The organism is Neobacillus mesonae (genome assembly GCF_001636315.1).
Classification (GTDB): domain Bacteria; phylum Bacillota; class Bacilli; order Bacillales; family Cytobacillaceae; genus Neobacillus; species Neobacillus mesonae.
This window is the reverse complement of record NZ_KV440949.1, coordinates 3,963,662-3,976,300: the sequence shown is the minus strand read 5'-3', so window position 1 is coordinate 3,976,300 and position 12,639 is coordinate 3,963,662. Positions and strand designations below refer to the sequence as shown.

Annotated in this window: 12 protein-coding genes; 2 read left to right on the top strand and 10 right to left on the bottom strand. The window is 39.3% G+C overall.

Translation table 11 applies throughout. The features are described from left to right. Position 1 precedes the first annotated feature (1 nt). Positions 2 to 1,207: a quaternary amine ABC transporter ATP-binding protein gene (locus tag A6749_RS18515; protein WP_066393745.1), complete on the bottom strand. Its 1,206-nt coding sequence runs from the start codon at positions 1,205 to 1,207 to the stop codon at positions 2 to 4. A 357-nt stretch (positions 1,208 to 1,564) separates the two neighbouring features. Here A6749_RS18515 and A6749_RS18510 point away from each other — a divergent pair, with 357 nt between their 5' ends. Next, a complete protein-coding gene (locus tag A6749_RS18510; protein ID WP_066393737.1) occupies positions 1,565 to 1,762 on the top strand; it encodes a hypothetical protein in 198 nt (65 codons plus the stop codon). Between the two features lie 182 nt (positions 1,763 to 1,944). Here A6749_RS18510 and A6749_RS18505 read toward each other — a convergent pair whose 3' ends face one another. From A6749_RS18505 to A6749_RS18460, 9 genes are all read right to left on the bottom strand, one after another. Then, on the bottom strand, positions 1,945 to 3,480 hold the full coding sequence (locus tag A6749_RS18505; protein WP_066393735.1) for a solute symporter family protein: 1,536 nt from the start codon (positions 3,478 to 3,480) through the stop codon (positions 1,945 to 1,947). Then, positions 3,480 to 3,797 carry a DUF485 domain-containing protein gene (locus A6749_RS18500; RefSeq protein WP_066401045.1) on the bottom strand — a complete coding sequence of 106 codons (318 nt, stop codon included), beginning with the start codon at positions 3,795 to 3,797 and terminating at the stop codon, positions 3,480 to 3,482. Before A6749_RS18500 ends, A6749_RS18505 begins: the two co-directional genes overlap by 1 nt. Before the next feature lie 196 nt (positions 3,798 to 3,993). Further along, a complete protein-coding gene (locus A6749_RS18495; protein WP_066393733.1) occupies positions 3,994 to 4,758 on the bottom strand; it encodes a LytR/AlgR family response regulator transcription factor in 765 nt (254 codons plus the stop codon). 15 nt (positions 4,759 to 4,773) lie between these two features. Then, a complete protein-coding gene (locus A6749_RS18490) occupies positions 4,774 to 6,513 on the bottom strand; it encodes a LytS/YhcK type 5TM receptor domain-containing protein (RefSeq protein ID WP_066393731.1) in 1,740 nt (579 codons plus the stop codon). After that, a complete protein-coding gene (locus A6749_RS18485) occupies positions 6,510 to 8,057 on the bottom strand; it encodes a solute symporter family protein (RefSeq protein WP_066393721.1) in 1,548 nt (515 codons plus the stop codon). The genes A6749_RS18490 and A6749_RS18485 overlap by 4 nt, the downstream gene beginning before the upstream one ends. A 191-nt stretch (positions 8,058 to 8,248) precedes the next feature. Next, positions 8,249 to 8,737 carry a YehS family protein gene (locus tag A6749_RS18480; protein ID WP_066393709.1) on the bottom strand — a complete coding sequence of 163 codons (489 nt, stop codon included), beginning with the start codon at positions 8,735 to 8,737 and terminating at the stop codon, positions 8,249 to 8,251. Between the two features lie 411 nt (positions 8,738 to 9,148). Beyond that, on the bottom strand, positions 9,149 to 9,349 hold the full coding sequence (locus A6749_RS18470; protein WP_066393698.1) for a cold-shock protein: 201 nt from the start codon (positions 9,347 to 9,349) through the stop codon (positions 9,149 to 9,151). 249 nt (positions 9,350 to 9,598) lie between these two features. After that, on the bottom strand, positions 9,599 to 9,988 hold the full coding sequence (locus tag A6749_RS18465) for a hypothetical protein (RefSeq protein WP_066393688.1): 390 nt from the start codon (positions 9,986 to 9,988) through the stop codon (positions 9,599 to 9,601). Positions 9,989 to 10,392: 404 nt separating this feature from the next. Beyond that, positions 10,393 to 11,694: a M14 family zinc carboxypeptidase gene (locus tag A6749_RS18460; RefSeq protein ID WP_066393679.1), complete on the bottom strand. Its 1,302-nt coding sequence runs from the start codon at positions 11,692 to 11,694 to the stop codon at positions 10,393 to 10,395. Positions 11,695 to 11,978: 284 nt separating this feature from the next. Here A6749_RS18460 and A6749_RS18455 point away from each other — a divergent pair, with 284 nt between their 5' ends. After that, positions 11,979 to 12,605: a spore coat protein gene (locus A6749_RS18455; protein WP_066393676.1), complete on the top strand. Its 627-nt coding sequence runs from the start codon at positions 11,979 to 11,981 to the stop codon at positions 12,603 to 12,605. The last annotated feature ends 34 nt before the right edge of the window (positions 12,606 to 12,639 follow it).

Sequence of the window (12,639 nt, the reverse complement as noted above, 5' to 3'; positions counted from 1 at the left end):
TTCATTCACTCTCCAAATCGTTCAAGGAATCTTTATTTCCTGCCAACGCCCCGATGACAGCACCGCGAATAACGACACCTTTTAAGCGTTGTTTTTCATCAATGACGGAAATAGGCAGACTCGAAGTGGCGATCACGTCCATCAGATCAGTGAGTAAGGTATCTCCGGAAACGGTTGGAATATCCGTTGACATGACTTCTGCAATCGATTGATTCTGATCAATGGCCTGTCTTGCCTCTTCCGCAGTGATCGCTCCCAATAGTTTTCGATGGCGATCAACGACAAATATACTTGAATATCCCTGTTTCCGCATGATTTCCAATGCCACCCGCGGCCCTCGGTCCACTCCAATTCTTTCTGCTGGTTTCATTACATGGGATGCAGTTAAAATTTTCGATAAATCTACATCTTCAACAAATTTCTCGACAAATTCATTTGCAGGATTCATTAAAATTTGTTCAGGTGTTCCAAGCTGAATGATACTGCCATCTCTCATTAATGCAATCCGATCGCCAATTCGCAATGCTTCATCCAAATCGTGGGTAATAAAGATGATCGTTTTCTCATATTTTTCTTGGATCTCAAGCAATTCATCCTGCATATCTTTCCGAATTAACGGGTCGAGAGCACTGAATGCCTCGTCCATCAAGATTACATCTGTGTCACTGGCAAGCGCCCTGGCTAGTCCTACCCTTTGCTGCATGCCGCCGCTTAATTGTTTGGGAAGCTGATTTTCATAGCCTTTTAACCCGACAATCTCCAATGCACTAAGGGCTCTTTTCCGCCGCTGTTCAGCGGGAACTTTCTGAATTTCCAGCCCATATTCCGTATTCTCTACAATTGTTTTATGAGGAAATAAAGCAAAGTTCTGAAACACCATGCTAATCTTTTTCTGCCTGACCTCCCTTAAGCGTGCATCACTCATCTTCACAATATCTTCATTTTCTATTAGAATTTCTCCAACTGTCGGCTTAATCAGTCTGTTAAACATACGGATTAACGTAGATTTTCCGCTTCCGGATAAGCCCATAATGACAAAAATTTCACCAGGGTAAATTTCGAAAGAAACGTTCTTTACCCCTACGGTTTGTCCAGTCGCTTTCAAAATTTCCCTCTTGGTCTTTCCTTGTTTCAATAAATCGATAGCTGCTTTCGGATTATTGCCAAAAATCTTAGAGACACTTCTGACCTCTACGTAGGGATTCATGCTGTCACCTCATTAGATTAATCAATCGTATTATATACATTTTTGCCGAATATCTTTATTCTATGTTTACTTTAGTTCTGAAAAGCATAAATACTTTATTGGCTGCCGAAGAATACAAAAAAAAGACCCTTTGCACGGTTATACCGCTCCCGTTATCTTCAACACCTAAAAAATAACCCCGACCTAATACCGGAGTCATCTATTTCGTTAAATGTTTATTATCTGGAAAATTTGTTAGATTGGATTATATAAATGTATTAAAAAAAACCATTTGAACTTACCAATAGGCCAATATCTATTCCTCTTTCATTAGGAACACATACATTACTTTTGAACCAATTTGGGGAGGCGATATAAATGATTAGTTGGGGATTGAACTACGGAGGGTACCCAGGAATAGTATACGGGGGATATCCAGTTGTAAGTATTGGTGGCTATCCTGGTTATAGTGGTTACTTTGGAACGGGATCAAGCGGCTTTGCCGGCTATCCTGGATATTTTGGAACAGGTTTTGGAGGGTACTCTGGCTGGTTTAGATACCAACCATTCATCTAAATAGTGCGGTAGATTAAAGTTAAGCTTTTACCAATTTTAAAAAAATACCTGCGCCTCGACTTTTTAACATCTTAAATCATCGAGGGGCAGGCACCGCTTTAAAGAAAGTTTTTAGAGCTATTCACTTAATTTTTCCTTAACATTATTATTTTCACTACTGGTCTGTACCTTCCATATCTAGATTAGGAATGTTCATTATATCCAATGTTTGCTTTCACTTTCACTTCTGCATATCGTACAGGATCAGATTCCTTCGATAGCAGAGTCCCAATATATCCGCCTAAAAAGCCTAGTGGCACCGAGACTAATGCAGGATTTGCCCATGGAAAAATCGGATCACCAGTAAATAAAGCTGCACCTGGGACCGGCGAAAATACACTTGGGCTGACAGATACTAAAACAAGTGCCGAAATCAATCCAGTTAGGATGGCAGTGATGGCTCCACTTGTATTAAACTTCTTCCAGTAGATGGTATAAAGGATTACCGGTAAGTTCGCACTTGCTGCAATACAAAATGCTAGTGAAACGAGAAATGCCACATTTAGCTTTTGAGCACCTAAAGCCAAAATAATCGAAAACACCGATACCGCCAATGAAGCATAACGTGCCGCCAGCATTTGCTGTCGATCGGTTGCTTTTCCCTTTTTGAATATTTGACCATACAAATCATGAGCGAATGCAGATGCGCCTGATAATACAAGCCCTGCAACAACCGCCAAAATGGTCGCGAATGCAACTGCGGAAATAAACGCGAATAATAATTCACCGCCAAGAGCCTTTGCCAATAATGGCGCAGCCATATTCCCACCTGGGTTGGCTTCAAGAATTTTTGCTTGACCAACAAATGCGGCTGCTCCGAATCCGAGGAAAAGTGTTAGGATATAGAAAATCCCAATTGTCCAAGTAGCCGTAATAACGGAGCTTCTGGCCGTTTTAGCATCCTTTACTGTGAAGAAACGCATTAGGATATGCGGCAGCCCGGAAGTTCCCAGTACTAATGCAATCATCAGTGAAAGGGTTCCAAGCCCATCTTTATATTGAATGCCGGGTTTAAGATATGCCGCACCATGGCTAGTAGCTGTTTTTACTTCTGTAAACATTGTTCCAATGTTAAAGTTGTACTTCATTAATACAAGAAAAGAGATAATTACCATACCAATCATTAAGAGAGCGGCTTTGACAATTTGCACCCAGCTTGTTGCCATCATCCCGCCGAATAAAACGTAAATCGTCATCATTACTCCTACGATTAATACAGCAATCCAATACTTGATACCAAATAATAATTGAATCAGGGCACCTGCACCAACTAACTGAGCAATCATATAAAAAATAACAATCGTTATCGTACTTAGTGCTGCTGCACCTCTTACCTTCTTCGCATCAAAACGTGAATTGATCATATCTGCCAGTGTATATTTTCCAAGGTTCCTTAAAGGTTCTGCAACCAAAAACATAACAACCAAGTAGGCAATCAAAAACCCAATGCTGTAAAAAAAGCCGTCAAATCCATTTAACGCTATCGCACCGGCGATACCTAAAAAGGAAGCTGCGGACAAGTAGTCACCGGAAATGGCAATACCATTTTGAAAACCTGTTAATCCCCCGCCTGCAGTATAAAAGTCACCCGTGGTTTTTGTATTTTTGGCGGCGAAGTACGTAATCACAAGTGTTAATAGGACAATAGCTAGAAAAAGGACAATGACTGTTGTACTCATTAAGCCGCTCCTCCTTTTTGGACTTGATTTTTAATGATCTGGTCGGCTTCTTTATCCAGCGCACCAGCCTTTTTTACATATACAGTACATAAAACAAATGTCATCACAAATTGTGCAAAAGCGAATAACCATACCCAGGAAATATCACCGATTGCTGGTGTATTAAGAAAAGACGTATAAGAAGTGCAGATTGGCAGTAAAAAGTAGAATACGAGAAAAAAGATTGTGTACGGTACGATAAACTTTTTTCTTTTTTTCATAAATTGCTGAAACTGTTCACTTTGTTCCACTTGGACATAATTTACTTTTGCTTGCATCTTTTGATCATTCAATTAAATCATCCTCCCCATTATTTTACATTGAAAGCGTTTACTTAAATTATATGAATATTCAATCAAATGCAGGGGATTTTTGCTCCAACGGTCGTTGTTAATGTGTAAATGGTTCTGATTTAGGGATTAATGGTTATAAAAATTCCCCTGCCAAATGCAGAGCAGTTGGCAGAGGAATCCATCACCCGTTTTGTTCAAACATTTTAAACAGCATTTTACGGGCTGTCCGGCTGACCGGAATTTGAATGTCCTCCTTATCTTTAAGTGTTATATTACTGGTACCGTTAAACCATGGAGTAATTTCCTTAATATAATTCAAGTTTACCAAATAACTGCGATGTGTCCGGAAAAAAGGATATCCGTACAGCTTTTTTTCCAATTCCTGCAATGTCATCCGGCTTAATATGACCCTGTCCTTCGTATGAACCTCCAGCATACGTTTATGTGGTACCGCATAATAAATCATCTCCGGTGATAAAACCGCGGTTCGCTCTCCATCGTCAATCAAAAACTTCGCAGAACCGGATGATTTTTGATTGGAAAAATACGGTTCCATTAGTTTCCGTTCCTGCTGCAACAATCGGTTTCGCAGGCGTTTCATTGCTTTTTGAAACCGCATCTCATCGAAGGGCTTCAATAAATAATCGACGGCTTCCATGTCAAAGGCCTGAATGGCATACTCATCATAAGCCGATGTGAAAATAATTAATGGAGGATAATGAACAGCTTGATCCATCAGATGTTTAGCCGCCTCAATGCCCGAAATGCCAGGCATATGAATATCAAGAAAGATAACATCTGGATCATTTTCGTTATACAATTTCAATAACTGTTCCCCTGTTTCAGCACTAGGACAAAGCTCAACATCCTCTTCCTGCGTTAATAAATATGTTAATTCTTTTCTTGCCATCGGCTCATCCTCAGCAATCATGGCATGAATCTTCATTTTAGAACACCCCTTCTATGCCTGAACCTTAAGCGGAATTTGAAAAGAAATTTCGCTTCCCCCGGAAGGCAGATTACGAACATGCAGTTTTGCTTCTTCTCCCAATAAACTGATTAAACGCTTGTTGACATTGTATAAACCAATACCGCTATTTTGATGCTCAGTCAATGGTTTCGTCGTGACCTCTGCCAGTATTTCTTCAGGAAAGCCGCAGCCATTGTCCCGTACAATCGCTTGCAGTCGACTATCCTGTTGTTGAATGAGCACTTCCACTCTTCCCTCACTTGCGATATTTCGCAAACCGTGCTGAATACAATTTTCCACAAGAGGCTGGATTGTGGAAGGCGGAATACTAACTTCCGGGATCATTTCCGGATGCTGAAAAATGACTTTCAGACGATTAGCGAATCTGGCCTGAATAATTTCCATATACGCATTTACATGATCACATTCTTTTTCAAGCGGTACAAGCGGATTGGAAACGAGTTTCAAATTAAAGCGCATATAATGAGCCAGCTGAACTGTTATATGACGAGCTTTTTTTGGATCTTCCCGAAATAATGTGGCAATCAAATGTAATGTATTAAATAGAAAATGAGGGTTAATTTGTGCCTGAAGATTTCGGAGCTCTGCATCGCGAATAGCTAGTTTCAAGCTTTCAGCCGCCAGCAAATTCAGTTGGTTAGAAAGCAGCTGTCCTAAACCTTGAGCTAATACAAGCTCAACAGGTCGGATATGATGCGCTTTTCGGAAATAAAAGGTAATAAGGAGCATAACATCATTCGCCTCTGTGATGGGTATTATAATCGCTGCTTCATATGGGCAGTTCTTATGCTGGCATTCGATTTGTGACCTTGCTGTGGCTATTTTCATCTCTTTAGTTTGAATGGCTTCATAGGCAAGCGATTGATAAACAGACTGCCCAGGATGGTGGTGGTCATCCCCGATACCCGTGTGTGCCAATACTTCCTGTTTATTTGTGACCGAAACGGCGGCAAGCTTTAAGCGATTCATCAATAGATTGCTAAGCCCTGCAGCCATTTCAGCAGGGGGATTATTTTTTAAAAACGGAAGTGCTTCTTCAGCAATTGTTAGCGCCCTTCTTGTTGCCAGTGCAGCTTCATTCTCCTGTTCCGTAAGGACTATGCCGATCATCGCAGTGAAGATTGCAATTGCCAGACTGTTTGATAAAACGAGCGGCAGTCCAATTTTATTCACAATGGCAATGGATTCCGGCTGTAATATGAGCAAAAGATGCATGTGCAAAATCGGCGGAAAGACCCCAATAAATAACGCTTTGAGCGGAGGAATAACCCGCTCCTGCGAAAAAAAGCGTGCTGTCAATCCTGCCAGCAGCCCGGTTAATGGATTGACTAAACCGTTGGCAAGAAAGCCCACACCACCTAGCAGTATTAAATGAATACCGGCAACCATCCCCGCACCCATCCCGACAATTGGACCGCCAAGAAGTCCCGCTATGACAATCGCCACAAGGCTTAAACTTACCACTAATTGCTGCGGCTGGGCTGGCTTGACAATAAAGTCGAAATGACCAATTGTCTCTCCATCTAACACTATGCCTGCCATCGTGCCTGCCACTCCGAACAGGCCAAATACTCCTGCATGAACGAGTGACATCTTTAGGTTAAATTCCCGATATAATAATGATTTAAAGCCCGAGAACCTTGTCAATACAAAGGCAATGATCAATAATAGCCCAAGACGTTCAAATAAGATAATCGTTATCTCTTTCACATGCTTTTTCCCCTCATATCAATTCCGGTTTGTGCTTTAATAAAAAATTGCGTCCTTTCTTCATCCTTTTCCTGAGATGATTTACGAGAAACCAGGCTTGCAATGATGGCACTAATAAAACCGACAGGAATTGCAATAATACCAGGATTATACAATGGAAACAGAGGCTTACTTGCAATCCAACCGCCTATTGGGTTCATTATATGGGGTCCAAAAATTAAACAGGCCAGCGATGCAGTTAACCCGGTTACCATCCCTGTGATTGCCCCCGTTCGATTGAAGCGCTTCCAATAGATCGTCAATAATAGAACAGGAAAATTACTGGATGCGGCAACGGTAAAGGTTAAGGATACGAGAAATGTAACATTCATATTTTCCATACGCAATGCAAAAATAGTAGAAATTAAGCCTATTCCAAGTGCTGTCAATCTTGCAGCACGAAGCTGCTCTTCTTCCGTTGCTTTTTCTTTTTTTATTATATGATGATAGATATCATGCGAAAACGCAGTAGTAGCGGAGATGACCAATCCTGCCACAACAGCCACAATCGTTGTAAAAGCAATGGCCGAAATAAATGCTAATAAGAAGTCCCCGCCGAGCTCTTTAGCCAATAACGGGGCAGCAAGATTTCCAGTGGCATCTGCCGCTACTAATCTATCATACCCGATTAACGCAATCGCTCCAAAACCAAGAATAAGTGTAATTAAATAAAAGCTTCCGATCACCCAAGCGGCACTCAGGATTGATCTGCGCACTTCCTTTGTATTTCGGACAGTAAAAAAACGAATCAGAATATGTGGCAAACCCGCTGTTCCAAGTAATAATGCGAGCTGCAGGGAAACTAATTCTACCGGACTGTCCAAAAGCTTCCCAGGCAGGAAAAATTTTTCACGAAGCGGTGATTGATGAATGACCTCAGTAATAATAGCAGAAGGATTCCAATGAAAACGTGATAAAACAATAAGTGAAAGCAGGAATGTACCCGACAAGAGAACGACTGTTTTAACAATCTGCACCCAAGAAGTAGCAATCATGCCCCCAAACACAACGTAAATTGTCATCAAGCCGCCTATTACCATAACTGAAATGGAATAATCAATATCCAGCAGCAGCCGGAGTAGCAGCCCAGAAGCTACTAATTGCGGAACCATGTAAAGAAACGAAATTGTAAGTGTGCCAAAGGCCATGATTGACCGTAAGCTATTACTGTTAAAACGATAACATACGACATCGGCCAGCGAATATTTACCAAGATGGTGAATCGGCTCAGCAATCAAAAACATCACTACTAAATAGGAAACCAAAAAGCCGACGGAATAAAAGAATCCATCATAACCATGAAGTGCAATGGTCCCTACTATTCCTAAAAAGGAGGCAGCACTTATAAAATCACCGGAGATCGCCAGTCCATTTTGAAAACCTGTTAAACTGCCCGCTGCTGTATAAAAGCGGTTCGTTGTATTGCTTCGTTTTGCCGCCCAATATGTAATAATGAGCGTACACACAATAATACAAATAAAAAACGAAAAATAGGTAAGATTCACATGCTCCCCCCTGATAAGAAACAATATCTTTCAGTCAATTCTATCTATTTTGAATATAACTAAGCGATTACTGGATGTAAAGGAAAAAAGCCCGTTTCCCAGATAGGAAAACAAGCTCTTTTTTAAAGGTTCGGATGTTTGCACTAAATCGCAAAAATCATATTGACTCATCTAAGCAGACGTGTATCATATTATCCCCTATATTTGATTGCCAGGCCTTTTAAAAAGTTCCTGGCATATTTATCGCCGCACTCTTTATAATTCTTATGTCCCTCTTTTCTTAATAAAGCGCCTAGCTCTCCTTTTGTAACCGTGATTCCTGCTTGTTCAAATAGATCCAGCATGTCCTCAGTTGTTAATGCCAAGGCTATTTTTACTTTCTTTAACAGGAGATTATTGACGTTGGCACTTTTCTTTATTGACTGTTCCGGCGTATCAGACTGTCCTGGTTTGGGTTCTTGTTTCCCTCTTTTAAAAACAATTAAACCATTTAAAAAAGAATCTAACATATTGTTATTACATTTGATTTGTTGATCACTTTCATCATCTGCTTTTGTGAGAATCATTATTACTTCCGGAACTGTTACGTCAACTCCGCCAAGTTTAAAGATCTCTGCAACCTCTTTATTTTTTATTTCCAGCGCATATCTCAACCGAATTAATATATCGTTATTATCCACAAGTGACCTCCATAAAAATTAGTGCCAGACCCAGTCTTTAGCACCATTTGATTTATCTAATATTACATGAACGTCACCCGAATTTCAAAGGAAGAAAGATCCCTAATGAATTCTACGACACCGTCATTTATTTCGGGAATGACACCCGCTGTCATGTATTTTATATCCCTTGCCGCTAAGTTTATACTTCTTGATCCGGTAAAACCCCTGAATAACAAAAAGTCAGCCAAAGCTCTAGACATACTAGAGCTCACTAAAATTAGGATATTCCCTAATTGTATGCTACACTTGATTTACCATTTGATTTACTGTTTTTTTATGCCCTGCTTATTTATGAGTGGGGTTCTTTTTTTTTATAAAAAATAAAAAGCAGACTCCAAAATTAGAGTCTGCCTTTCTTTGTCTGCAAAATTAAGCTTTACGAACGTTTGCAGCTTGAGGTCCACGATTACCTTGCTCAACGTCAAAAGTCACTTCTTGACCTTCTTCTAAAGTTTTGAAACCTTCGCCTTGAATCGCTGAGAAATGAACGAATACGTCTTCTCCACCTTGACGTTCGATGAATCCGAAGCCTTTTTCGCTGTTAAACCATTTTACTTTACCGTTTTCCATTTTTGTTGCCTCCCGGTGTGTTCAATGCACACATTGTATTACTATTCTTGTTCCCAGTGATGATCAAGACGAAAAGTGGTACTTATACTATCCTTAACACCGAACAAAAATAATTCTTTTTTATGATAACATTTTTTGTAAGCCTATGCAAGTGTGTCCTATAGTCACTACAAGATTATTGTCAAATTCCTCCCGACACCTGACACTGAGACCTACAATAAAAGTTTATCTATAGTTATTTAAGCATCCTTAACTTAGAATTTTTTTTACTTCTTCCTTCATTTCTTTATATCGTTCATTTAAGCGTTCCAGGACTGTGCCGTCAGAAGTAAAGTGCATAACAATACCTTGTATTTCACGTTTATTGAATCTGCCTCGTTCATGTATTTTATATCCCCTGCCGTTAAGTTTAAACCTTATCATAAAACTGTTATCATCCCGGTCTTCTCTCGGATAAACCTGGACAAAATTAAGAACTGCTTCTTGACATGTACAATCAGGATTCATACAATATGAGTCAGCGACCAAAAATAATCTCCCAATATATTTACAGTGGAAATAATCTTGGTTTTGATCGGGGAAAACCTCTGAATAGCAAACAGTAATTCCATTAGCCATTTTACTCAGCACAGCATACATAATACCGCTCCTTTTTTAAACGATCGATTTTATCGACAACATTCCCATTTTTTCTAGTTATTAGAACTATTTTCGCTTCAGCATTTTAATAGGAAGTCAGGGTAATACGGCATGGTAGCAGGTTTAAAATGATGAGGTTTTAAGGGGAAAATTGCAGATTTAAAAGAATGTAATCCAAAATAGATAATAGTACTTATTTATTGTTATTTCGACATTTTTCACCCCCCATTTCGGTAAAATTATACCACAATACATTTTATAAGAAATTTATCTCTACTAAGATTTTTCCAACAATTATGTGAACATTTACTTTCCCATTCTAACTTAGTACAAAAAAAGAAGCAGGTAATTCCCAGCTTCTCCTTTTGTGCTTATAATATCTATTTTTCTCTTTTCAACAATAATTAATTTCCTTGATTCCCACCTGGATTTACTGGATGTGAAAAATCAGGGATCGCATCGTAAACAGCTGGATCTGCCTTTTCAATAGAACCATCTGCCAATCCATTTAACACAGCCATCACTGGTACTTTCGCTGTTTCTATTAACATACCATTTTGCTTTTGCCCTAATGTCTGGGTTTGTCCCTTAATTTCAATCAACATGGTTGCGGTGCCGTTTAATTGAATAGCTCCCAGTCCTGAACCAGGATAGTTCACCTGAGGGTATTTTTGTATGGCCCCAAATGAGGAATTACCCCGCTGTAAAGATTCATAGGCAACTGCATTTACTTTTTTACTCAAGGTTTCAACTTCTGGGTCAACTTTATAGACTTTACCGCTGAAAGGATCGGTAAACGGCTTTGTTGTAAATAAAGCTAATAACTGGATGGAGACGGAACGCTTGTCCTCTTCTGATAATTGATTGAATCCACGATGATGAAGATCGATTGCTACGTCAGGTTTAAACTCTTTGACTACCTTTGTCAGTGCGCGTGTTTCAGGTGAAAAAACCAATGCAGCTTGTGCACCGTTGTTTGTTTTAGAATCATTTAGAACTGCTGCCACTTTTTCCGGATTCCTTTTGATTTCTTCATTTACATTAAAATCATAGTTAGGATTGAAGTCACGGTTCAAGTCAAATCCTGGGATTCCATAAACAACTGCCCCATTGTTATTTTGAGCCCGTTCGCTTCCCTCTGCATTGTAATACCACGGGGCCTTCGTTCCTGCAGGAAGTCCTAATGCAGCTGGATCCCATGTTTGATGGGAATAGCGGGTTGGGTATTGTTTTCCATTATACTGATTAGCTGTTCCATCAGGATTGATTCGCGGTACAAACCAAACAGTAACATTGTCAAGAATATTTTTTGCCTCTTTTCCTCCAGCGGAAAGCTTTTGCATTAGATCCACTGCAGCTTCTGTTCCAAGCGTTTCATTTCCGTGAATTTGCGTATATACTAGTACTCGTTTTTTATTTGGAGCATTGTCACCGAGTTTTGCCACATACAGTGGATAACCATCATTAGATGTTCCAATTTGTTCTAGTTTCATTTTCCCTTGAGAGGATTTTTCAATTTGTTTCAATTTTGCTTCCAATTGTTCATTTGACATTAAGCCTGCTAAAGAAAGGTTCTGTTCATCTTGAACCCACGGTCCGTTTGGGGTTGTGACCGGTTCTGCAAAGACAGACGCTGCCCCATATCCAAAAGTTGCTGCTAAAATCCCTCCAGTTAGAACATATCCTAGCGCTTTTCTCTTTTTCATCCTTATGCCCCCTAAAATAATCTAAAATCACACTAAATTTTAACACAATCTTTTATTTTAAAAAATAGCTAATTTATAATATTATAAAAATTTAGAATAGTTAATAAGGTAATTTTTTTAAATGCACTGCTACCTGCAATTTTAGTGTTTAATTTAAAAAAACATTTGTTAATCAACTGGAAACTTGGGATTCAATCATTTAAATCAATCTAATAATAATAGAATTTTTTGTATTATTTTGTACAACATAAGGAATGCAATTATTTATATACGGAGGGAAAAAAATGAAGTTAGCTGCACATGAATTGCATGACTTAAACGAATTAACAATGAGCTGTGTAAACTCAATCACAAACATGGGTTATATGCTTCATCATGTTCAAGATCCAGAATTTAAAATGATTCTTGAAAGACATCTTCCTCTTCATATAAGAGACTATAATATGAAGGTTGAATTTTTGAATAAAATGGAAGGTGCTAAAAAGGAATTACCGTTGTTAAGCGAAGATAAGCGAGTCTCAACAGAAACATTACAAATGGTTACTCCTGCCCCTCCTGTTCAGCCTAGAACTATGGTAGAAAATATGAATGATCGCGAAATGGCCACCGCCTATCTTTTAACACTAAAAAGAGCGGGTCGCGAATATGCGTGGGCTGCAATGGAAATGGTCAATCCTGAAATTCGTTCATTCTGTCAAACAGCATTTATGATGAGTTGTTCACACGCCTATGATATGTGGCAATACATGGCAACAAAAGGCTATTATCCTGTTGAAAATGCTGAGCCAGCCGATATTGCAAAAATAGGAGCCATGTATCAAGTTGTTCCAGAAAATTCAGCACAATTCCAACAATATATGGCTAACTACCAAAATCCTACGGTGGGTAATAGCGATCAACTTTATCAATAATGACTCAAGAAGATGGATGTCTTTCAAAATTCTT